Source organism: Pseudomonas sp. 10S4, from assembly GCF_034344865.1.
Classification (GTDB): domain Bacteria; phylum Pseudomonadota; class Gammaproteobacteria; order Pseudomonadales; family Pseudomonadaceae; genus Aquipseudomonas.
The window spans coordinates 4968645-4992410 of the sequence record NZ_CP133774.1; the positions used below are offsets into that span (position 1 = coordinate 4968645).

16 protein-coding genes and 1 pseudogene are annotated in these 23766 nt (G+C 58.8%); 11 read left to right on the forward strand and 6 right to left on the reverse strand.

What is annotated here, in order from left to right; all coding sequences use genetic code 11:
- The first annotated feature begins 249 nt into the window (after positions 1-249).
- The 4 genes and pseudogenes from RHM58_RS23410 (at position 250) to RHM58_RS23425 (ending at position 5795) form a co-directional block, all read left to right on the forward strand.
- Positions 250-2100 (forward strand): extracellular solute-binding protein, encoded by a 1851-nt coding sequence (locus tag RHM58_RS23410; protein WP_201256914.1) that lies wholly within the window; start codon positions 250-252, stop codon positions 2098-2100.
- Positions 2087-3151, forward strand: coding sequence for a microcin C ABC transporter permease YejB (locus RHM58_RS23415; protein WP_201256913.1), 1065 nt, complete (start codon positions 2087-2089; stop codon positions 3149-3151). Before RHM58_RS23410 ends, RHM58_RS23415 begins: the two co-directional genes overlap by 14 nt.
- Positions 3151-4173, forward strand: coding sequence for an ABC transporter permease (locus tag RHM58_RS23420; RefSeq protein WP_322268318.1), 1023 nt, complete (start codon positions 3151-3153; stop codon positions 4171-4173). Before RHM58_RS23415 ends, RHM58_RS23420 begins: the two co-directional genes overlap by 1 nt.
- 1 nt (position 4174) lies before the next feature.
- Positions 4175-5795, forward strand: a pseudogene (locus RHM58_RS23425) (ABC transporter ATP-binding protein).
- Positions 5796-5881: 86 nt separating this feature from the next.
- Here the strand turns inward: RHM58_RS23425 and RHM58_RS23430 are convergent.
- A complete protein-coding gene (locus RHM58_RS23430) occupies positions 5882-7729 on the reverse strand; it encodes an amidohydrolase (RefSeq protein WP_201256911.1) in 1848 nt (615 codons plus the stop codon).
- Between the two features lie 275 nt (positions 7730-8004).
- On the opposite strand from RHM58_RS23430, the gene RHM58_RS23435 reads away from it, so the two are divergent.
- On the forward strand, positions 8005-8163 hold the full coding sequence (locus tag RHM58_RS23435) for a hypothetical protein (protein ID WP_322268319.1): 159 nt from the start codon (positions 8005-8007) through the stop codon (positions 8161-8163).
- A gap of 189 nt (positions 8164-8352) precedes the next feature.
- On the opposite strand, the gene RHM58_RS23440 is transcribed toward RHM58_RS23435, so the two are convergent.
- Both RHM58_RS23440 and RHM58_RS23445 read right to left on the reverse strand, forming a co-directional pair.
- Positions 8353-8667: an SCP2 sterol-binding domain-containing protein gene (locus tag RHM58_RS23440; RefSeq protein ID WP_019690779.1), complete on the reverse strand. Its 315-nt coding sequence runs from the start codon at positions 8665-8667 to the stop codon at positions 8353-8355.
- Between the two features lie 64 nt (positions 8668-8731).
- Positions 8732-9442 (reverse strand): histidine phosphatase family protein, encoded by a 711-nt coding sequence (locus tag RHM58_RS23445; RefSeq protein ID WP_201203236.1) that lies wholly within the window; start codon positions 9440-9442, stop codon positions 8732-8734.
- Positions 9443-9646: 204 nt separating this feature from the next.
- Here RHM58_RS23445 and sohB point away from each other — a divergent pair, with 204 nt between their 5' ends.
- From sohB to RHM58_RS23470, 5 genes are all read left to right on the forward strand, one after another.
- Positions 9647-10669: a protease SohB gene (sohB, locus tag RHM58_RS23450; RefSeq protein WP_201203238.1), complete on the forward strand. Its 1023-nt coding sequence runs from the start codon at positions 9647-9649 to the stop codon at positions 10667-10669.
- Between the two features lie 238 nt (positions 10670-10907).
- On the forward strand, positions 10908-13775 hold the full coding sequence (locus tag RHM58_RS23455; RefSeq protein ID WP_322268320.1) for a dermonecrotic toxin domain-containing protein: 2868 nt from the start codon (positions 10908-10910) through the stop codon (positions 13773-13775).
- Positions 13766-15778: an NEL-type E3 ubiquitin ligase domain-containing protein gene (locus RHM58_RS23460; protein ID WP_322268321.1), complete on the forward strand. Its 2013-nt coding sequence runs from the start codon at positions 13766-13768 to the stop codon at positions 15776-15778. The genes RHM58_RS23455 and RHM58_RS23460 overlap by 10 nt, the downstream gene beginning before the upstream one ends.
- Before the next feature lie 27 nt (positions 15779-15805).
- Positions 15806-18406, forward strand: a complete 2601-nt coding sequence (locus RHM58_RS23465; RefSeq protein ID WP_322268322.1) for a dermonecrotic toxin domain-containing protein — start codon at positions 15806-15808, stop codon at positions 18404-18406.
- Positions 18407-18411: 5 nt separating this feature from the next.
- A complete protein-coding gene (locus tag RHM58_RS23470) occupies positions 18412-19662 on the forward strand; it encodes an NEL-type E3 ubiquitin ligase domain-containing protein (RefSeq protein ID WP_322268323.1) in 1251 nt (416 codons plus the stop codon).
- A 68-nt stretch (positions 19663-19730) separates the two neighbouring features.
- Here the strand turns inward: RHM58_RS23470 and RHM58_RS23475 are convergent, their stop codons facing one another.
- Both RHM58_RS23475 and RHM58_RS23480 read right to left on the reverse strand, forming a co-directional pair.
- Positions 19731-20225 carry a DUF934 domain-containing protein gene (locus tag RHM58_RS23475; RefSeq protein ID WP_201256907.1) on the reverse strand — a complete coding sequence of 165 codons (495 nt, stop codon included), beginning with the start codon at positions 20223-20225 and terminating at the stop codon, positions 19731-19733.
- A complete protein-coding gene (locus RHM58_RS23480) occupies positions 20209-21867 on the reverse strand; it encodes a nitrite/sulfite reductase (RefSeq protein WP_201203242.1) in 1659 nt (552 codons plus the stop codon). Before RHM58_RS23480 ends, RHM58_RS23475 begins: the two co-directional genes overlap by 17 nt.
- Positions 21868-22392: 525 nt before the next feature.
- On the opposite strand from RHM58_RS23480, the gene RHM58_RS23485 reads away from it, so the two are divergent.
- Entirely contained in the window at positions 22393-23466 is a 1074-nt protein-coding gene (locus tag RHM58_RS23485; RefSeq protein ID WP_322268324.1) for an ABC transporter substrate-binding protein, read from the forward strand.
- Positions 23467-23473: 7 nt separating this feature from the next.
- On the opposite strand, the gene RHM58_RS23490 is transcribed toward RHM58_RS23485, so the two are convergent.
- The gene (locus RHM58_RS23490; RefSeq protein ID WP_201203244.1) at positions 23474-23692 is read right to left on the reverse strand and encodes a DUF2970 domain-containing protein; all 219 of its coding nucleotides are present in this window, start codon (positions 23690-23692) and stop codon (positions 23474-23476) included.
- Positions 23693-23766: the final 74 nt, after the last annotated feature.

A 23766-nucleotide genomic window follows, 5' to 3' on the forward strand; every position in this document is an offset into this window, starting at 1 on the left:
CAAGTGTTCTAAACGCCGCCCTATAAAAACCGCTGGCCTGTTGCACATAACAGGTAGGCGGGAAGGGTGGCAGTCCTGATTTGTCTGTCATTGGCCGGGGTGTGTGGTGATTGTTCGGGCCTCATCGCGAGCAAGCTCGCTCCCACAGTGGATTTGTGCACGCCGCGAACCCTGTGGGAGCGAGCTTGCTCGCGATGAGGCCAGTAGCCGTAACCCAACATTCCGACCCTGCATGAAGGCTTGAATACCATGCTCCCCAGATTCTGTTCACTGGGCCTCTGCCTCTTACTGAGCCCGACTATTTTCGCCGCGCCGCAACCCGCCCTGACGGTCTACGGCGAATCCCCCAAATACGCACCTGACTTCCAACACCTCGACTACGTCAACCCAAGCGCGCCCAAGGGTGGCAGCCTGCGCCGCTCCTCGCTGGAAGGCGGCCCGTTCGATCATCTGATCCCCTACGTCGACAAAGGCACCGGCGTCGCCGAGATCGACACCTGGCTCTACGCCCCGCTGGCCTATCGTTCCAAAGACGAGCCCTACAGCGTCTACGGCCTGGTCGCCCAACAAATGGAACTGGCCCCCGACCGAACCTGGCTCCGGTTCTACTTGAACCCGGCAGCCCGTTTCGACGACGGCAGCCCGATCACCGCCGAAGACGTGCGTTACACCTTCGAGCTGTTCACCACCCAGGGCAGCCTCAAATATCGCCAGCAATTCGCCGATGTCGCAGAAGTCATTGTCGAGTCGCCGACCCAAGTGCGTTTCGTCTTCAAAAACAGCGAGAGCCGCACCTTGCCGCTGGATCTGGCGACATTGCCAGTGCTGCCGGAACACTGGTGGCGCACGCGCAACTTCGCTGACGGCGGCGGTTTCGAAGCACCGCTGGGCAGCGGCCCGTATCGGGTCAGCGCGGTGGACGCCGGGCGCAGCGTCAATTTCGAGCGGGTCAAGAACTGGTGGGGCAACGACCTGCCGGTGACGCGCGGCCTCTATAACTTCGATGCCTTGAGGGTCGAGTTCTTCGCCGACACCGACGTCTCGCGCCAAGTGCTCAAGGCCGGTGGCTTCGATTACAACCGCGAGTTCTCGGCGACCAGTTTCACCATCGGCTATGCCGGGAGTGCGCTGGATCAAGGACGTTTGATCCGCGAACACCTGGCCCCCGGCGCGGCTCAGGGCGCCCAAGGGTTTGTGTTCAACCTGCAAAAACCAGTGTTTCAGGACCGTCGGGTGCGTCAGGCGATTGCGCTGCTGTGGGACTTCGAATGGAGCAACCGGCAGATGATGCGCAGCATGTACCTGCGTCAGCGCAGCTATTTCTCCCACAGTGAGCTCTCGGCTACCGAATTGCCGGACGCCGAAGAACTGAAAATCCTCGAACCGTGGCGCGGCAAGATCCCCGATCAAGTCTTCAGCGAAGTATTCCAGGCCCCGCACACCGATGGCAGCGGCATCATTCGCGGCCAGCAGTTGCAGGCGCTGAAGCTGCTGGAAGAGGCAGGCTGGAAGCCTGAGGGCGATCAACTGGTCAACGCCAACGGCGAGCCGCTGCACTTCACTTTTCTCAACGGTCAGAAAGGCTTCGAACGGCTGTTGCTGCCGTTCAAACGCAACCTGGCGCAGATCGGCATTGGCTTCGATATCCGCCAGGTCGACACCGCGCAATACACCAACCGGGTGCGCAGCCGCGACTACGACATGATCGTCGCCGGCTACCCGGTGAGCCAGGCGCCGGGGCGGGAGTTGTTCAACTACTTCGGCGCCGAGGGTGCTGACGATCCCGGCTCGAATAACTATATGGTCCTGCGCGATCCGGCGGTGGACGGCTTGCTCACCGGACTGGTCCAGGCCGACAGCCGCGCCAGTATGTTGCGCCACGCCCGAGCGCTGGATCGAGTGTTGCAGTGGGGTTACTACTGGATTCCCAACTATTACCCGCCGGGGATTTCCACGGTGTGGTGGAACCGTTTCGGCCGTCCGGCGATTGCGCCGTTGTACGACGCAGGGCTGGAAACCTGGTGGGAAATCAGCCCTTCGGCGTTAACCCAAACCCAGATGCAACAACGCACCCGGGAGTATTCCCATGTGGGGTTATAGCCTGCGGCGTTTGCTGCTGATCGTGCCGACCTTGTTGTGCATTCTGCTGGTCAACTTCGTCATCGTGCAGGCCGCGCCGGGTGGGCCGGTGGAGCAAGCCATCGCCCGTTTGCAGGGCATCGGCGTTGGCGGTGGGGTGGGCGGCGGGCATGTCGAGACGGTCGGTGGTGAGTCCCGCGCCACCCGAGGCCTGGACCCGAAACTGGTGGCGGATATCGAGCGTCAGTACGGCTTCGATAAACCCGCCGGTGAACGCCTGTGGCTGATGCTCAAAAGCTACGCGCGGTTGGATTTCGGCTCGAGTTTTTTCCGTGGCGCATCAGTGATTGATCTGATCCTGCAAAAGCTCCCGGTGACCCTGTCGCTCGGCTTGTGGGCGACGCTGATCACCTATCTGGTGTCGATCCCGCTGGGGATTCGCAAAGCGGTGCACCACGGCTCGGCGTTCGATGTCTGGAGCAGCGCAGCGATCATCATCGGTTACGCGATGCCGGGGTTTCTGTTCGCGTTGTTGCTGATCGTGGTGTTCGGCGGCGGCACGGTGCTGGACTGGTTTCCGGTGCGCGGTTTGGTCTCGGAAAACTTCGCCGAGCTCTCGGCCTGGGGCAAGGTCGCGGACTACTTCTGGCACCTGGTGCTGCCAGTCAGCGCATTGGTGATCGGCGGGTTTGCGACGTTGACGATCCTGACCAAAAACAGCTTTCTCAACGAGATCTCCCGGCTGTACGTGGTGACGGCGCGGGCCAAAGGCTTGAGCGAAAACCAGGTGCTGTACGGTCATGTGTTTCGTAACGCGATGCTGTTGGTGGTCGCCGGTTTGCCCCAGGCACTGGTGACAGTGTTCTTCGGCGGCTCGTTGCTGATCGAAGTGATCTTCTCCCTCGATGGTCTTGGCCGCATGAGCTACGAAGCCGCCGTCGCCCGGGACTACCCGGTGGTGTTCGGCTCGCTGTTCATCTTCACCCTGTTTGGGCTGCTGATAAAACTGTTGGGCGACCTCTGCTACACGCTGGTCGACCCGCGCATCGATTTCACCGCGAGGGCTGCCTGATGCTGACGTTGTCTCCCATAGGCCAGCGGCGCTGGGCACGGTTCAAGGCGCATCGGCGCGGTTGGTGGTCGTTGTGGCTGTTTCTGGCGCTGTTCGGTCTGAGCCTGGGCGGTGAATTGGTGGCCAATGACAAGCCGCTGCTGGTCTCGTATCAGGGCGAGTGGTACTTCCCGGCGTTCAAGCGCTACACCGAGCAGGATTTTGGCGGCGAGCTGCCATTTCAGCCGGACTATCGCAGCCTGCAAACAAAGGAATTGATCGAGGGGCAGGGCGGCTGGTTGTTGTTTGCGCCGATTCCGTTCGGGTTCGATACGGTCAATTACGACTTGACCGAACCGGCGCCGAGCCCGCCGTCGTTTGAGAACTGGCTGGGCACCGACGATCAGGCTCGGGACGTATTGGCGCGGGTGATTTTCGGCACGCGGATCTCACTGTTGTTCGCCCTTGCATTGACCGCCGCCAGTGCGCTGATCGGTATCGCTGCCGGCGCGTTGCAGGGTTATTACGGCGGCTGGATCGATTTGCTCGGTCAGCGGTTGTTGGAGGTTTGGTCGGGGCTGCCGGTGTTGTATCTGCTGATTATTTTGTCGGGTTTCGTCGAGCCGAATTTCTGGTGGCTACTGGGGATCATGGCGCTGTTTTCCTGGCTGAGCCTGGTGGACGTGGTGCGCGCCGAATTCCTGCGCAGTCGCGGGCTGGAGTATGTGAAAGCCGCGCGGGCGTTGGGCGTCGGCGATGCTCAAGTGATGTGGCGGCACATTTTACCCAATGCCATGAGCGCGACCCTGACGTACCTGCCGTTCATTCTGACCGGCGCCATTGCGACTTTGTCAGCGCTGGATTTTCTCGGTTTCGGTATGCCGGCCGGCAGTGCATCGCTCGGTGAATTGATCGGCCAGGGCAAAAACAATCTGCAAGCGCCGTGGCTGGGTTTGACGGCGTTTTTCGCCTTGGCACTGATTCTGTCGTTGCTGGTGTTTATCGGCGAGGCCTGCCGTGATGCGTTTGATCCTAGGACTTGAGATGAACGATAACCTGATGGAGTTGCGCAACCTGCGGGTGGCGTTTAACGGCTGTGAAGTTGTGCACGGGATTGATCTGGATATTCGACCCGGTGAATGCCTGGCGTTGGTGGGCGAGTCGGGTTCCGGCAAATCGGTGACCGCTCACAGCATTCTGCAATTGCTTGAGCCTTCGACGACCCGCATCGAAGGCAGCATTCGCTACGGCGGCGAAGAATTGCTGGGCGCTTCTTCCAAGCGTCTGCGGCAACTGCGCGGTAACCGTATCGCGATGATTTTTCAGGAGCCGATGAGTTCGCTGAATCCGCTGCACACCATCGAACGGCAATTGGGTGAAACCTTGGCGTTGCACAAAGGTTTGGCCGGTGCTGTAGCGCGCAAGCGCATTCTGGAATTGCTGGAACTGGTGGGCATTCAGCAGGCTTCGAATCGTCTGAAGGCTTATCCTCACCAACTCTCTGGTGGTCAGCGGCAACGGGTGATGATTGCCATGGCGCTGGCCTGCGAACCCGAGCTGCTGATCGCCGACGAGCCGACCACCGCGCTCGACGTCACCGTGCAGCGGCAAGATTTTGCTGCTGCTCAAAGACCTGCAACAGCGTTTGGGCATGGCGCTACTGATCATCAGCCACGACTTGAATCTGGTGCGCAGCATTGCCCAGCGGGTGGCGGTGATGCGTGGCGGGGAGATTGTCGAGCAGGCGTCTTGCGAGCAATTGTTCAGCGCACCTCAGCATCCATACAGCGTCGAATTGCTGAATGCCGAACCCGGCGGCACAGCGTTGTGTCGCGACGATGCTGAAACGTTGCTTGCGGTCAGTGACCTGAAAGTCTGGTTCCCGCTGAGTGGCGGCTGGTTGCGGCCCAAGGCGTATCTCAAGGCTGTGAACGGTATCGATTTGAACCTGCAACGGGGCAAGACCTTGGGCATTGTCGGTGAGTCGGGTTCCGGCAAGTCGACGTTGGGCCAGGCGATTCTGCGGTTGATCGATGCCCAGGGCAGCATTCGCTTTCAGGCTCAGGCGCTGGAGTCGTTGAACGGCAAAGCGCTGCGCCCCTTGCGCAAGCGCCTGCAGGTGGTGTTTCAGGACCCGTTCGGCAGCCTGAGCCCGCGCCTGAGCGTGGAGCAGATCATTGCTGAAGGCTTGCAGGTTCACAGCGACCTGAACGCCGGGCAGCGCGAGCAAGCGGTGATTGATGTGTTGAGGGAAGTCGGCCTCGATCCGGCGACCCGACACCGCTATCCCCATGAGTTTTCCGGTGGTCAGCGGCAGCGGATTGCGATTGCTCGGGCGTTGGTGCTCAAGCCTGATCTGATCTTGCTGGATGAACCGACTTCAGCGCTGGATCGCACGGTGCAGAAGCAAATCGTCGCGTTGTTGCGCAGGCTTCAGGAGGAGCATGGTTTGACCTATCTGTTCATCAGCCACGATCTGGCGGTAGTACGGTCGCTGGCCCATGACTTGATCGTGATGAAGGAGGGTGAAGTGCTGGAGCGCGGCGCCACGGCCGAGCTGTTCGACTCGGCGAGGCATCCGTATACGCGGGAGTTGTTGGCGGCATCTTTTACAGAACACCACAGACCCAATGTGGGAGCGGGCTTGCTCGCGAAAGCTGAGTAACAGTCAACATCAACGTTGAATGTTAAATCGTCTTCGCGAGCAAGCCCGCTCCCACAAGGGACTGTTGGTGATTGTGAAGTCGGTGATCAGAACGCGAAACAGGAGCAACCAAACGCCCCCCAAAACCCTTGGAAATCACTGACTGGCGCCGATGACAACCGCGCCTGTTGGTGACTGTGGGCATGCACTGCACACGCCCCGACACACTGGTGAACCTGCGCCGTCAGCGGCGCCAACGGTTTCCAGTGCCCCGGCACTTTGGCTACCGGCGACCACTCCGGCACCACCGGAATCGGCGGTGGTGACAGCTTGTCGAACTCGACGCTGCCGTAAACGATCTTGCCATCGACGATGGTCAGCACCGATTCGATCCACTTGATCGCTTCGTCCTCGATGTGGAAATAGTCCGCCGACAGCGCAATCAAGTCCGCGAGTTGCCCGACTTTGATCTGGCCTTTCTGGCCCTGCTCGGACGAGAACCAGGCGCTGCCGTGGGTGAACAGCTCCAGCGCCGTGTCGCGGCTCAAGCCTTGCGGGTACAGCTCCAGGCCGCCGACGGTGCGGCCGCTGACCAGCCAGTACAGCGAAGTCCAGGGGTTATAACTCGACACGCGGGTGGCGTCGGTGCCGGCGCCGACCGGGATGCCTTCGGCCAGCATTCGGGCAATCGGCGGGGTGTGCTCGGCAGCCTTGGCGCCGTAGCGGTCAACAAAGTACTCGCCCTGAAACGCCATGCGATCCTGAATCGCAATGCCGCCGCCCAAGGCTTTGACCCGCTCGATGTTCTGTGGGGTGATGGTTTCGGCATGGTCAAAAAACCACGGCAAGCCATCGAACGGAATGTCGCGGTTGACCTTCTCGAACACGTCGAGCATGCGGCCGATGGATTCGTTGTAAGTGGCGTGCAGGCGGAATGGCCAACGCTGTTCCACCAAGTGGCGCACCACCGGTTCCAGTTCCTGCTCCATGGTTTGCGGCAAGTCTGGGCGCGGCTCAAGGAAGTCTTCGAAGTCCGCGGCCGAGAACACCAGCATTTCCCCGGCACCGTTGTGCCGCAGGAAGTCGTTGCCCTGACCGTACTGGGAGGTGCTGGTCCAGTTCTTGAAGTCGCTCAGCTCTTCCTTGGGTTTTTGGGTGAACAGGTTGTAGGCGATGCGCACCGTGAGTTGCTTGTCGTTGGCCAATTGCTGGATGACTTGGTAGTCGTCCGGGTAATTCTGGTAACCGCCGCCGGCATCGATGGCGCTGGTGAGGCCGAGACGATTGAGTTCACGCATGAATTGGCGGGTCGAGTTGACCTGATATTCCAGCGGCAACTTCGGCCCCTTGGCCAGGGTCGAGTAGAGAATCATCGCGTTCGGCCGGGCGATCAGCATGCCGGTCGGGTCGCCGTTGGAATCACGCACGATCTCGCCACCCGGCGGGTTTGGCGTGTCGCGGGTGTAGCCGACCACTTTCAGCGCCGCGCGGTTGAGCAGGGCGCGATCGTACAGGTGCAGGACGAACACAGGAGTGTCGGGTGCAGCTTTGTTCAGTTCTTCAATCGTCGGCAGGCGCTTTTCGGCGAACTGGAATTCGGTCCAGCCACCGACCACCCGCACCCATTGCGGCGTGGGTGTGCGATCAGCCTGTTCCTTGAGCAGGCGCAAGGCATCGACCAACGAAGGCACGCCTTCCCAGCGCAATTCGAGGTTGTAATTGAGGCCGCCGCGAATCAGGTGCAAGTGCGAGTCGTTTAGGCCCGGGATCACCGTGCGACCGTGCAGGTCGATGATTTGCGTGCCAGGGCCTTGCAGGGCCATGGCCTGGGCATCGCTGCCGACCACCACGAAGCGTCCGTCCTTGATCGCGACGGCACTGGCCTGGGGTTTCTTGCGGTCGACGGTGTGCAGGCGTCCGTTGTACAGAATCAGATCGGCCGGGGCATCGGGCATGGTTTTACTCCCTGCGAAAAGTGGGCTGACCCAGGCGCCGACGGCGCCTGCCGAAAGGCCATGCAGTACACGGCGGTGATTGAATCCGTCGTGGTCGTCAGGTGGACTCATGGCTGTGTTCTCCGCATGACTCTTCATAAAAAAAGTCGGACTGAACAGCCGATGTCTGACGCATGCGGCCAGAAGGAATATAGACCGCAAATCCGCGGGCGGCCTGTTTTAACTGTTGGGCAGATCGGTTAGATTCCGCGCCCGCCCAAACAAGGATGTAGACGATGATTAAACTCAGTAACCCGAAAGGTATCTTGATCGCTGCGCTGATCGCCGTCGGTTTGGTCGGGACTTATCTGTATGCCGGCCAGGGCAACAACCTCCCGGACACGGTGATGATGACGGCTAACTCTACGGATCAGCCTCAGGCTCGAAGGCGATGAGGGTGAACTCCGTTTTGCCGATAATGTGACCGAGGTCAACAGCGTCGACGCGTTGGAAGAAGAACACACCAAAGTGTTCGAAGAAATGGATGACGCCGGTTCGCGTTGAGCCCTGAAACGACGAATCCCGCCATATAGGCGGGATTCGTGTGCAGCAAGAGAGGCTCCCCAGGGCGGGGAGCCATCATCTTACGACGGGAACAGCTCGGACAGTTTCATCGCCAGCATCATGTCGCCTTCAGCGCGCAGTTTGCCGCCCATGAACGCTTGCATGCCGTCGGTCGAACCGTCGACGATGCCTTCCAGGGTTTCACCGTCCATCACCAGAGTGACCTGGGCATCCGGGTTTTCGCCTTCTTTGAGCTCGCAGGTGCTGTCTTTGACGATCAGCGAGAAGTTCTTGGTGTCGTCGATGCGGAAACCGAATACCAGGTCCAGACCGGCAGCAGCGGCTGGGTTGAACTTGGCTTTCATTGCTTGTACGGCATCAGCTACGGAGGTCATGGTTCGATCCTTTCTTGGGTAATTAGAGCTGGGTGATTACAGCCAGGGTCACAATAGTCCGGACTCAGCGAAACGTGATGAGTTCCGGGGCCTTCAGCAGTTGCAGGTGTACATGACTGTTGAAGGAAGCCAGGGCCACCTCGCGACCACGAAACTTCAGTTGGTGGAGCGAGGTGTTGACGATTTGCCAGTTGAGCTCAAAGGCCTGCCGGGCAGGCATTTGCGTAATGAGGTGGAGCAGGGCAGTGATGGTGCCGCCGGAGGTGAATACGGCGATTTTCTGGGTGTTGTCGGCTTGTTCAAGGATGCGGTTCAGTCCGCCTTGCACGCGCTCGACAAACCCCAGCCAGCTTTCCAGGCCCGGTGTGTCGTAAGTGCCGGCCAGCCAGCGCTCGATGATCAGGGAAAAGATGCGCTGGAACTCAGCACGGTTTTGCGCCGCGTTGCGCAGGAAGTTCAGCGCTTCGGGCTCATCCGCCAACATGGCCGGCAAAAGGGCGCGGATCACCGCGTCGGCGTCGAATTCGTTGAAAGCGGAATCGATTTCCAGCGTCGGCACCGGCAGGCCCACGGCGGCGTACTGTTCCAGCGCGCTGTTGGCGGTATGTTGCTGACGGCGCAAGTCCCCCGACAGACAGCGATCGAAGCTGAGACCCAGCTCAGCGAGGTGCTGGCCGATGATTTCTGCCTGGCGAATACCGGTCGGCGACAGGACGTCGTAGTCGTCTGCACCAAAGGAGGCCTGGCCATGTCGAATCAAATAGATGCTGCCCACGTCCGCGTCATCCCGGTACGTTGAAGGTTTGGCGAGGTTATGAGGATGGCAGTGAGCTGTCAATGAAAAAACATACGCTTGTTTGAAATGCCCGTTACAGGCCTGTTGCCAGAGGTTTCACGGCTGGCCCCAAAGGCGGGGCATGGGTATGCTGACGTTATCCCGCGCGCGTATATGCGGCGCATTGCATTAAAGGAGTCCTGTGTGGAGTTTTTTGCCGAGTACGCCAGTTTTCTGGCCAAGACCGTGACACTGGTGGTCGCCATTCTGGTGGTGCTGGCCAGTTTCGCGGCATTGCGCAGCAAAGGTCGGCGCAAGTCGGCCGGTCAGTTGCAGGTCAGCAAACTCAATGATTTCTACAAAGGGCTGCGCGAACGCCTGGAGCAAACCTTGCTCGACAAGGACCAGCTCAAGGCCCTGCGCAAGTCCCAGGCTAAAACCGAGAAAAAACAGAAGAAAAAACCCGAAGCCAAGGGCCGGGTGTTTGTGCTGGATTTCGACGGCGACATCAAGGCTTCCGCCACCGAAAGCCTGCGCCACGAAATCACCGCGCTACTGACCCTCGCGACCCCAAAGGACGAAGTGGTTCTGCGTCTTGAAAGTGGCGGCGGCATGGTCCACAGCTATGGCCTGGCGTCGTCGCAACTGGCGCGCATCCGTGAGGCGGGCGTGCCGCTGACCGTGTGCATCGACAAGGTCGCGGCCAGCGGCGGCTACATGATGGCGTGCATCGGCGAGAAAATTATCAGCGCGCCGTTCGCCATCCTCGGCTCCATCGGCGTGGTGGCGCAGTTGCCCAACATCAACCGCTTGCTGAAAAAGCACGACATCGACTTTGAAGTGCTGACTGCCGGCGAGTACAAGCGCACGCTGACGGTGTTTGGCGAAAACACCGAGAAGGGCCGGGAAAAGTTCCAGGAAGACCTGGACATCACCCACCAACTATTCAAGAACTTCGTCTCCCGCTACCGTCCGCAATTGGACATCAATGAAGTGGCCACCGGCGAAGTCTGGCTCGGTGTCGCGGCGCTGGACAAGCAACTGGTGGACGAACTCAAGACCAGTGACGAATACCTCGCCGAGCGCGCCAAGGGCGCCGAGCTGTTTCACTTGCACTACGCCGAACGCAAGAGCTTGCAGGAGCGTGTCGGCCTGGCTGCCAGCGGTTCGATTGATCGGGTGCTGTTGACCTGGTGGAGCCGACTGACCCAACAACGCTTCTGGTAATTCTCCTTCAAAACCCGGTCACTGTCGGTGATCGGGTTTTTTATTGTCCGCAATTTTATATCGGCAGCCCACTATTTATAGCGGTTGCATAATTAATAAGTGGCGAGGTGGTATTTATATATATCTTGGGTTCGTATTGTTGATTTGTTGGTGGCTATTATGATCGGTTATTGAGTTTTTTAATAAAGAGATCTGCCGATAGACTTGGTCGTCCAATCAGTCGTGCAGGTTAATGAACATGTCTTCAGTTTTAAGTGAGGAGGGTCATGAAGCGCCGGATATGACGCCGGAACAACAAGGCGTTTTTTTCGATTTTTTTAAACAAAAAGAAATTCCCTCCTGGTTGATTCAAGCCAGCAGTACAAAGCGTGAGTCATTGCATCGATGCATTGTCGCCAGTCAGGTTTCAAGGGCGAACGCCATTAACGCAATGGCGTTATTGAAACCCCCGCATAGCTTCTGTGCGCCATTATTGACGAAGGCCATATCCGACAAAGTCGGGGAGCCCCTGAATATCAAGGGCGTTGTCTTTCAACATGTGCGCTCCACCTCCAGCCTGCTCGGTCTTCGAAGCAAACTGATCTTGCCGATTGACAGGGATTTGCTGGAAGCAGCCTGTGAGAACTTTGAAGACAGCGAAACCCTCGCCGATAGCGATCACGAAAAGTCATTGATCTATCAACCGGAGAAAATCAATGGGCGGAGTAACAAGGTGCTGCCGATCGAGCCCCATGAGTTCGCGCAGTTATGTCGGACTCTAGACTTGGGCAAGCAATACCAGACACATCTCAATAGTATTTTTGAACCTTATATAGACACCGGTGAGGTACGCAAACACTGCATCGCTCATTCGCAGCGTTGCTTTGAAGTAGACATGCAAATTGCCTTGATGAAAAAACATGTCAGCGAGAAAGTCTTCCTGATGCTGGGCGACGTATTGGCAAATAAGCAGTCCATAAAATTCGACACACACTCCATCGCCTACAAGCGACTGGAACTGTCTGGATATGCACTTGAAGGTGCGATGTTGATCGTAGCGGTCAGTGATGGGGCGTATGACGACAATCCGTGCGTGTTGTATCTGCCGGGTGATCCGGATCAGCCACTGAAGGAGTACCCGAGCTTCAGGAAAATGGAAGTCGCATTAAGCGCCCGGCTTAGAAGCGCAGCGTTCACGAAAGTCATCCTGAGATTCATTTCACTGAAAAACCGTGGCGGATTTGACGACATGCTCAAACTCCAGCTACTCAAGCCACCAACGGGCTTGTTTCAACCGTCAAGCAGCGGTTTTATTCCGGTGACGACCAAGGATGTGCACACCGGTTTGTTCGCGCAGTTGTATCGTCAGCGCGTTGACCACGTCATGGCGAATGCGCGACTACTGGTGGTGCCGACGGATGATGAAGACGAAAAGTCCCGCGCCGCCCGGTTGGAAAAGTACAAGGAGATCGGTTTCGACATAGTGTTCTTTGCCGCCTCGTTCATACCGGTGGTGGGGGAACTGCTGACCGCTGTGGCGGCGGCTCAAATGTTGCTCGAGGTTTATCACGGCGTCGAGAGCTGGTCTGCCGGCGAGCAGGAACAGGCGGCGGACTACTTTTTCGATACCGTCGAGAACATTATCGTGGCGTTGGCGTTTTCTGTCGGCGCGGTGGCCGTCAAGGCCGCCTACAAAAAGGTCAGAAGTTCGAGCTTTGTCGACACGTTACGACAGGTCCGGTTGTCGGGTGACCAGGAGCGATTGTGGAAGCCCGACCTGTTGCCTTATCGCCAGCACCTGGCGTTACCACACGGTTTGAAGGCCGACGAGAGGGGGCTTCACTGGATCAACAAACAGGCTTATGTCTCGCTGGATAAAGACCTGTACGCCGTTCGCCCCGAACCCGATACCGGTTTGTGGGAGGTCCAGCAGCTTTCAAATGGCGATAGTTACACGCCTCGCCTGGAGACCAATGACCGCGGGGCCTGGCGCCATGACTCAGAGCTGCCTCAGGAGTGGGATCGCCTGACGGTGTTTCGGCGCCTGGGATACTCGGCGCAGGACATTTCTGATGTCCGGGTGCTGCAAATTCTGTCCGTCATCGACATCGACATCAGCCTGTTGCGTCGCACCCTGATTGATCGGACCAATCCACCCGCCTTGTTGATCGATACCGTTCGGCGTTTTGCCGCCGACCAGGCGGTGTTGCAGTTTATCGAGCAACTGGGAGGGGCACAGACCGCCCACCTGGCGGATGCCGAGTTGCAGTTACGGCTACTGATGACGCTCAAGCGATGGCCCGTTGAGACTCGCATCGAAGTGGTAGATGCCGAGGGGCGAACTGTCAGCACACTCATGCCTGCCGATACCACCGATGGGCAAACAAAGGCCCTGACGCTGACCATGGAGTCACTTCGAAAGGGGCAGTTTTATGCGCCGCTGTTGGCGGGTCTGGAGCAAGCCGAGCGCGAAAGTATTGTGCAATCGACTACCAAAATCTCCGAAGAACAGGCTGCTGCGCTGGTGCAGGTACTGGCCAGACAGGCAGGCCGCAAACGACTGGACCTGTTCGACTGGCTTTATCAACGGGGTGTGCCTGTGCGTGAAGCACAAGCGACGCCTTTGCGCAGCCATTTCCCTGACCTTCCGATCAGCGTGATCGATGAGTTGGTGCACTACGCCGATGCCAGCGAAATGGCAGAACTCGATAATGGAAAAGTGCCCCTGCGCCTTGCCGAAGAGGCCCGTCGATTCCAGCAGGTGGTGCGCATTAACCGTGCTTATGAAGGGCTTTATCTTGACGCCGCTGGAGGGATCGACACGGATCGACTGGTGTTCAATACCCTTGAGCATCTGCCGGGATGGAGAGGCGACATTTACATTCGCCTGCTGGAGTGGTCGTTCTACACCGAGGAGTTCGCCAGCATCGGGCCTGACGACGCGACACAGAAATTGTTTATGAGTGCACATCCCGATCGATATGAAGCCTCCAATGAACAGTACGACCTGCGCAGCTATCTCCCTGGGCGCACGCGCGAGCATTATTTCCAGTCCCTGTGGGACGGCCTGTCGCCGGTGCGCCGCTCAGCGTTGGGCGTACAGGCAAATGATCAGGGGTGGCGCTGAGGGAAAAGCTCACCGCCCTGGCGCTGGAGCGTCGAGCGCAGTTCGCGCAGGTGCTTGAGATTCGGACGATGCGTGAGGGTTACACCTCGCCCATGCGTCTGGCCGATCCACAGTCGCAAACCTCTTCAAGCAGTGCATCGGCGCAAGCCGCAATTCCTGTCGGTAAACCAGCTGCCCACGTTCGGCGTGCCCAGGAGCTTTATCCAACACATTCGCTCGAACAGATCGATGCATTTCTGAGCAGTCTGGGTTCAAGCGATGTGTTGGTCCTCAGAAAACTCGAAAGCATGAGAATGGAGTTCCTGACCCTGCGCGAGGTACTGCAAAGCTGGATCAACCGCGACACCAGGTACCAGACGTCCGATGGGCCGAGGCTCAAAGTATCGACGCTGGCCAAGACCCGGGCGTCCCGGGAAATCATCCGCTGCTGGCGCAAGGAAACACCCGCTACGTTGTCCCTCGACGGCATGCTTTATGAACTCTCGCTACCGCCGCTGCACTTGGGCGATTTGCCGAGGGTTGTCGGGGATTTCAGTCATGTCGGCACGCTGATCCTCGACCGTATCGGTGCCAGCGCTGGATTGAACAGCTTCCTGCATAACTTCAGTCGCCTTAGAACCCTGTCGCTGATCGGCAACGAATTGAGCCGCATGCCGCAAGCGGTGGGCAGCATGACGCGGCTTGAGAGTTTGAGCTCGAGTGAGAACCGGATTCAACTGACGACTGCGTCGGTGAACGAGTTGTCAGGGTTGACCCGCCTGAAACATTTGGACCTGAGCGCCAACCAGACCCTGAGCCTGACCCCCAATGTGGCGCACATGCCGCAACTGGAAAGTCTGAAACTGCGCGGCACCGGCATCAGCCAGTGGCCGCAGGGCGCTACTGGCTTGGCCAAGCTGAAGTTGTTGGACCTGCGTGACAACGGCATCAGTCAAATCCCCGAAGATGTGTATGCCGCACCGCTGACATTGAACGCTGGCACCAATGTCAGCGGCAATCCACTGGACCACGAGACCCTTAGGCGCGTCGCGGACTTTCAGCAACTCTCGCAGATCAGCCTTGGCCTCATTGCGTCGGGCCATCTGCGCGAAGCGGCTGAGGTCATATTGGATGTCTCGATGATTTCGACCTGGCTGACCGGTGTGGCAGTTGAAGACGAGATGCAAAAACGCGCGCTGTGGGGTTCGCTGTTTGCCTACCCGGATTCGCGACCGTTTTTCACCTTGCTGATGCGTCTGCGTTACACGGCCGATTTTCGCGTGATTTATTCGTCATTGCGCCAGCGCGTGTGGGAAGTGGTGCAAGCCGCCTCGGCAGATGATGCGTTGAGGCGGGCACTGTTCCTGATGGCTGATACGCAGAAGATCAGCGCTGATGGGGACTCATTGTTGTTCAGTGATTTGTACGTCCGGATGCTGTGTTACCGGGCGATCAATGCCGCCAGGGGCGGAGTCGACATGCTGGAAGGGCAGGTACTTGTACTGTTGCGAAGCCTGTTCCGGCTACAAGAAGTCGAGAAGTACGCCTTGAGAAACATCCTTTCCCGCTCACGCACGGGGCCGTTGACGAGCCAGCAAGCGATGGAGATCAGTCTGGCGTTTCGGGTGGGGTTGGCTGAACACCTGAACCTGCTGGCCCAGCCGAGAGAAATCAACACTCGGCTGAGTGTCGACGTCCTCCAGCAAACCCTCGAGTGGGTGTACGCCGAGATCGCTAAAACGGAACAGACAACGGCATTGCCGGACTGGATGAATGCTCAGGAGTTCTGGGTTGATTATCTGGAAAATACCCACCGTGACGCGTTCGACGAATTGGCCCTGAGCGCGGCGCTGGCTTTCCAGCAGTTGGATGGCCGGCTCAATTACACCCGGGAGCAGTTCACTGAAAGCATGAATGCCATCGTGGACAACTACCGAAATGACCGTACAGCGCTGTTCAAGAGGCTGACCATCGAGGCCCTTCAACGACATCCAGGGCTGATACTGCCGAATGTCCGTGGCTGAGCGGCCCCATGAATGCAAGGAGTGCACATGAAGGAACTGACGCAACAACACCGTGACGCTCGTGGTCGGCAGATGGCCTCCATCCCACACGTTTTTGCCAACCTGGATCTGGATACAATCCTGCCGATGACCCCGGCGCAATTGGCTGCGCGGGTGATCGAAGAGCGATGGGGCGCCGAGCCGTTGACGGCGCGGTTGGTGGATCTCAATTACGATTTCTATGGTTACCCGGCCGAGGGTAACGTTCATCTGGGCAAGGTCCGTACCGCGCAAAGTCTGGTGCAGTCCTTGCTGAGCAACTACCAGACGGTCGGCGCCGGGCGCTTCGGCGAAACCGCGTTCGGTCTGTACACGCCGCCTGCCGTGGGGCCGACCGTGCGTATCGTCGAGATCGACGAATCCATCAACCCTGGCGGCGGTTTTCGCGACTATGAGGGCATCTACCGGCAGACCGTCCCGCAAGTCTACGGCCCGAGTACCCAACTGGCGTTGCAACCGGCCGAGTTCAAACAGTGGGTCTGGACGCTGGAGTTCAAGGAGCAATATGGCGCCTATGTGCACGACACCTGGCCCGAGGATGAGCAGATTCTTGGGGCCGCAGCCTATCCGTTGCGGACTTCCGTCAGGGTGGCGTTTGTCATGGCGGCCCATCTGCAGCGCCAGGAAAACAGCCTGACGGGCGATGGACTCGGCCTGGCGTTGCGAGCCGCCGGGTTATCCGAACAGCAAGTGTGGAAGAGCCTGACGCTGGCGCAGATGCAGAAGCAGGCAGTAATCCCGGCGTCCGTCGAGGCGGCGCGGCTGGTGGTTTATCGTTACACCTCGACCGATATCTGGTGTTTTCGGGATAAAACCACTGGGCGAGTCGTGCTCTACATTCCGGGCAACTCTTCGCCCTTTCAGGAGTTTGTCGATCATCAGGCTTTGGCAGAGTGGGTGGCTGAAACGGGACGTGACGCCGACCGAAAACAGGCCTTGGCTGAGCATTTTTCCGACGAAGATCGGCAGGACGGTACGTTTCACGCCGGTGTGCTGACGGCGCTGGAAGGCATGGCTACGTATCCACGGCAATTTCGGCTGAAAAAGGGTCACGGCTTTTTCAACAATGACGGTTATTGGCCTCCCGCTGAGTACGTTGGTGTCAATGTGCCTGCGTCTGCCACCGATCCCTTCGCCCAGTGGGTATTGGTCATGAAACAAGCCGCTCACGCGAGCATCGATACCATCCGCGACGATGCCGAGGTCAATCGGGCTGACTTGAGCGCCGTGGTCGAGCCTGTCGTGCAGTGGATCAACAAGTTCGGTCCGTTGGCGTTGTTCGTTCCTGGTGGGGAAGGCCTGCTGGCGCTCGCCGGGCTGATCGATGCCGGTTATGGCCTGGCGCAGGCGGTAGACAGCAAGACGCTTGATGAGCGATCCGCCGGGGTCGCCCGGACGGTTTTCGGGTTGCTTAACGCGTTGCCGGTGGCTATTGCCGGTAAAGCGATCAAGGCTGAAGAGCGCGTGACCCAGACGGCAACCCATATGCCGGACCCCGAGCCGACCGTGATCGACGTATCGCTGCCCGTCGAAGGGACGCCCGTCGTGTCCGGCGCGATCGTCGAGCGCGTCCGCTTGCTGCGGGGTATCGGCGCCGAGGCCGAAGGGTTCAGCGATGAAGTATTGGGGCAGATTGGCCGTGTCATCGATGTCGACAATGACCTCCTGGCGTTGATGCAGGCGGGACGACGACCGCCAACGCCCATACTGGCGGATACCCTCAGCCGCTTTCGCATCGACCAGGATCTACGGCATGTCGCAGATTCGGCGGTGGCGCGCGCCGAACAATTCACACAGCGCTATCAGGCGTTGCAGCACTCCGGGCATGAGTGGGTGAAGCTGTTTCAACAGCACTATCCGGGGCTGCCAAAAAACGCCATCGAGCAAATACTCGACCGGTCCGGGGTGGCGATTGACGCACCACACACCTTGGCCGATGCCAAACGGGTATTGAGCCAGTTGAGCGTCAAGGCAGAGCAATATGAGCGCCATGTACGACTGACTCGGGCTTACGAAGGCCTTTACTTGCCGTCGGTGGCGAACCTCGACAGTGATGTCCTGGCCTTGCATTCACTGCAACGGCTGCCGGGGTGGTCGTCTGAAATCCGCATCGAGGTCGTCGATGGTTCCAGGGTGATCGACAGCATCGGCCGGCCAGGTACGCGTGCTTACCGGCAGTTGATCCGGTGCGGCTCCCGTTATCGGGCACCCCCGGCCTCGGCGGCTGAAACCGTGAGTTTTGCCCAGGCACTGCTCAATGCCTTGGCACAGGAGCAACGTTCGGTATTGGGCTTGCGGGCCGGGCATGAGCTTGAAGACTTGCAAGCCAGCATCCGCGAGGCAGCATTGCCACGCACCGAGCTGGAGTTGGGTCTGCGTCGAATGGATTCGGGGATGGCATTCGAGAGCAGCGGTCTGCGCGGCGGAGGCTTTCCGCCCACGGCTCAGGCTGAAGCATTGTCAAACGACATTATGAAGTTGCAGGTCAAAGAGTTTTATCCCGCCATGACGGAGGATGAACTCGAGACACTCATACACGGTTGGGGGAGGGCGCGCAGAGGCAACTGGTCAGCCTCACTCAGCAGTTGACTCAATTGCGCATTGACCTGGTGACGTGGATCGAAAAGGTTGAGGCGGATGTCGATGACATGCAAATCGAGTTTCTGGACCCTGCTGACGAAGAGGCGCAAGGGCTGAGCCCGGCCGAAATCGAAGAGGAAAACGATTCGCGCCTGTTCAATGTCATGGAGTACGAGCGCCAGTCCCGGATTGAACTGGCCAAGGAGCTTGAAGTGTTGTGGCAACTGCGTGGCGATACGGCCAGCCGTGTCTATGTCGATGGGGAATGCGTGGGTTTTCGTCTGGAACTGGACTTTGAACAGTTGCATTGCCTACCCGAGCTGAACGTCAAGCTACCGGATGTCGCGCTGCTGTCCGTGGCGGATTTCACCCTGACGCAAGGTGAAAGTCTGTCAGGCTTTCTGGAGTGCTTGCCCAACCTTCAAACACTGAACCTGGAAGGCACTGATTTGCGCATTCAGGGGCTTGATGGGCAATGGACCGGCAGTTTGCCTGCGGCGATTGGCAAGCTGTCCAGATTAACCACACTCAACCTCAAGAACACGTTGTTGACGCTGACCGAACAAACGGCAGGGCAGTTAGGTGAGCTGACTCGGCTCCAGGTGCTTGATCTGAGCAACAACCCTTTGGGGGTGCCACCTCTGGTGCTGAAACTGACGCAGTTGCAACACTTGAACCTGCGCAGTACCGGTATCACCCGTTGTCCGATCGGTATCCTCGATCATCCTTATTTGCAATCTCTGGATCTACGCAACAACGGCATTGCCCGTGTGCCCGAAGCGGTACGAATACAGTCCGTGGGCGAGAACAATGTGCTGCTCAGTGGCAACCCGCTGACCGATGAGGACAGTTTGCGCTGGGTCAGCCGTCATCGGCAGCAGACCGGGATCAACGTGTGGATCGGGTCGCCGATGGACAATGCCGCTCAGCCCGGCGCCTGGCTGGAGGGCGTGCCCGCGCAGCAGGCTGCCTTGCGGGCCGGGCGCTGGCAACGGGTGCTCAACCTGACGGGAAGCGGACGGTTTTTTGGAGCGCTGGAGATAATCGGGCGCACGGCCGATTTCCGGGTGGACTACACCGCATTGCAACAACGGGTGTGGCACATGGTTGACGAGCTGGAAGCGTCACCAGGGCTGTGCCGCTACCTGTTCGAGGAGGTGCAATGGCCGGCGATTGATGGCGATGATCCGTTTGCCGGTTTCGTGGGGCTGGAAGGTGCAATCGCTGAGCACGGGAGCGCTGCTGCGGGACAACGTCTGCCGTAATGACTTTCGCCAGGCGAAAAAAACCTTGAGCCTCGGCGCACTGGCCAGGACTCAAGGTTTTTTGACCGTCAGCGGCGACGGAACAGCGGCAGCGGTTCGTCAGTAGCGGCCTGGTATGTCACCGAGAAGTCCTTGAGGCTTTCAAGGGCTTCGTACGGGTCTTTATCGGCGCGCAACGCAAAGGCGTCGAAACCGCAGCGGCGCAGGTAGAACAACTGGTCGCGCAGAATATCGCCAATCGCCCGCAGTTCGCCTTTGAAACCATAACGGTCACGCAGCAGGCGGGCGTTGGAGTAGTTACGGCCATCGGTGAAGGCCGGGAAATTCAGGGCAATCACCTTGAACTGATCCACGTCGTCACCGATTTCCTCGGCTTCTTCATCGGCGTCCAGCCACACACCCAGGCCGCCATCGCGGGCCTTGAGCATACGGCTGTGTTCGCGCCACAGCGCCAGCGGCACGATCAGGTCGTCGCAGTTGCTGATCTCGTCGATGTTGAAGTCCTTGGGCAGCAAGTGCCAGGTTTCGTCGACGACTTCGTTGTTCTTAATTATTCGCTGCATAGACGCGCTCCTTGAAGAGGTCGATGCCGATACGCTGATAGGTGTCGATGAAGCGCTCGTCTTCGGTACGTTGTTCGATGTACACGTTGATCAGCTTTTCGATCACATCAGGCATGGCTTCCTGGGCGAAGGACGGGCCGAGGATCTTGCCCAGGCTGGCGTCACGGCTGGCGCTGCCGCCGAGGGACACCTGGTAGAACTCTTCGCCTTTCTTGTCCACCCCGAGGATGCCGATGTGGCCGACGTGGTGGTGACCACAGGCGTTCATGCAACCGGAGATGTTCAGGTCCAGTTCGCCGATGTCGAACAGGTAGTCCAGGTTGTCGAAACGACGCTGGATTGATTCGGCAATCGGGATCGACTTGGCGTTGGCCAGCGAGCAGAAATCACCGCCAGGGCAGCAGATGATGTCGGTCAGCAAGCCGATGTTCGGCGTAGCAAAACCTTGCTCGCGCAACTCGCCCCACAGGGTGAACAACTGAGCCTGCTCGACGTCGGCCAGGATGATGTTCTGCTCGTGGGAAGTGCGCAGTTGACCGAAGCTGTAACGCTCGGCCAGGTCGGCCACCGCGTCGAGCTGCTTGTCGGTGATGTCGCCCGGTGCAACACCGGTCGGCTTCAGGGACAGGGTGACGGCCACATAGCCCGGCTTCTTGTGCGCCAGGGTGTTGCGGGTGCGCCAGCGAGCGAAGCCTGCGTGTTCTTTATCGAGGTCGGCCAGTGCCTGGGACTGGTTGTCCAGGGCCTTGTAGTCCGGGTCGACGAAGTGTTTGGCGACGCGATGCACTTCGGCGTCGGTCAGCGTGGTCTGGCCACCGCGAAGGTGTTCCATTTCCGCGTCGACTTTTTGCGCGAAGACTTCAGGGGTCAAGGCTTTAACGAGGATCTTGATCCGCGCCTTGTACTTGTTGTCGCGGCGGCCGTAGCGGTTATAAACCCGCAGGATGGCGTCGAGGTAGCTCAACAGGTCCTGCCACGGCAGGAACTCATTGATGAACGCGCCCACCACCGGTGTACGGCCCAGGCCGCCACCGACCAACACACGGAAACCCAGTTCGCCCGCAGCGTTGTGCACCGGCTCAAGGCCGATGTCATGGACTTCGATGGCCGCACGGTCGGACGTCGAACCGTTGATGGCAATCTTGAACTTGCGCGGCAGGTAAGCGAATTCCGGGTGGAACGTGGTCCACTGACGGACGATTTCGCACCACGGGCGCGGGTCGATCAACTCGTCGGCAGCGACACCGGCGAACTGGTCGGTGGTGACGTTGCGCAGGCAGTTGCCGCTGGTCTGGATCGCGTGCATCTGCACGGTAGCCAGCTCAGCCAGGATGTCCGGAATGTCTTCCAGCGCCGGCCAGTTGAACTGCACGTTCTGCCGGGTGCTGATGTGGGCATAGCCCTTGTCATAGTCACGGGCAATCTTGGCCATCATTCGCGTCTGGCGCGAAGTCAGTTGGCCGTAAGGCACCGCGACCCGCAACATCGGCGCGAAACGCTGGATGTAAAGGCCATTTTGCAGGCGCAGGGGGCGGAATTCTTCTTCGCTCAGCTCGCCTGCCAGATAGCGTCGGGTCTGATCACGGAACTGCTTGACGCGGTCCTCGATGATCCGCTGATCGTACTCGTCGTATACGTACATATAAGTCCTGTTCTCAGGCTTGGGCCGGTCGGTTCCAGTTGCGTTTTTCGCTTGCTGAAGTTTCCGATGCTGCCTCGGCAATTCTGCGCGCACGGCCGCGCACTCCCTACGGAGCCGGGGCAAGATACCAGTTTGCAGTTATGCGCAAAAGTGATGTTTGAGTATATGTAAAGAACCAAAACGACTAACGAGAACCGTTATCGCTAAACCCTTATTTGTGGTGCGGGCAATCGTCGTCTTTACTCTGCTCGAGTCTTTCTGCAATCACCGATAAAACCGACAAGAGGCGATGCAATGAGCAACCCAACCAAAGCAAGGAAAAGCGATAGCACGGTCGATGCCTGGGCGATTTTGTTCCTGATCATCCTGGTCGTGGGCACGGCAGTATTTTGGGTCGCGCATCAATAAACGACCCCGTCCGGGCCTGGTTCCGACGATTGTCGGACAAAAACGGGAATTAGCGCAGTTTGCCGGCAGTTCGGGGGCTATAATGCGCGGCCATTTTTCCGGGGCTCGGATGATCCAATGTTCAAGTTTTTCTACACCTTCCTGCTGATATTCGGCGCGGTCTACGGACCCGGCGTGCACGCGGAATCGGTGTTGTTCCTGAACCCGGGCTCTACCCATGAAAGATTCTGGGTCAGCTACTCGCAATTCATGCAGGCGGCGGCCAAGGATCTTGGCATGGACTTGAAGATTCTTTATGCCGAGCGCATGCCTGAGGTCACGATTGCCCAGGCCCGAGAGGCATTGCAGGGGCCTGATCGTCCGGATTATCTGGTGTTTGCCAACGAGCAGTACGTCGCGCCGCAAATCTTTCGTCTGGCCCAAGGCAGTGGGGTGAAGCTGTTTATAGTCAACGCGTCCCTGACCGACAATCAACTGAGCCTGCTGGGTGAGCGCCCGGATCGATTGGGTAGCCTGGTGCCCAACGACGAAGAGGGCGGCTACCTGATGCTCAAGGAATTGATCCGCCAGCATCCACCGGCGGCGCCCGGACAATCCATCGAGTTACTGGCGTTTTCCGGCCTGAAGATCACCCCTTCGGCGCAACTGCGCGAAAAAGGCATGCTGCGCGCCTTGGCCGAACACCCTGAAGTGCGTTTGCGCCAACTGGTCTACAGCGGCTGGACCCGTGAGCGCGCCTATGAACAGGCGAAATTGCTGTTGCGGCGCTACCCCAAGGTATCGCTGGTGTGGTCCGCCAATGACGAGATGGCATTCGGTGCCATGCAGGCGTATTCGGAGGCAGGAGGCACGCCGGGCAAGGGTGCCTTGTTCGGTGCTTTCAATACCGCGCCCGCAGCCTTGAACGCCTTGGTCGACGGGCGTTTGAGCGTGTTATTGGGTGGGCACTTCACGCTGGGTGGCTGGGCGCTGGTGGAATTGCATGATTACGATCAAGGCGTAGATGTGAACCAATACGGCGGTCGTGACCGGCAGATTCCGTTATTGCAACTGATCGACAAGGCCCAAGCCAAACGGCTGCTGGCCATGGGCGACTCGCCGGATTTCGGGGTGAACTTCAAGCTCCTGTCGGCCAAGGGGCAACCGACCTCCTATCGCTACCCGTTCAGCCTGCTAACGTTGATGCACTGAAACCGCGTCACACCCCGGCCAGGTGCAGCACCAGTTTCACGATGCCAAACAGCGTCAGCGCGAATATCGCTGTGAACACAATCCCCATAATCACGAAATGACTCGGCTTGCCATGGGTAAAGTCCCGGGCGCGATTCTTCCCGCTTTGCACTCCGAACGCCGCGGCTATCACGCTGTGCAGCATCTGTAGGAACGTCGGTGGCTTGTTGTCGACTGGATCGTCCATAAATCCCTCGTCACGTATGTGTGTGAAGCAAGCATAGACAATCGCCGCGAATCCTGTCGGAGCGAGGCTTGCCC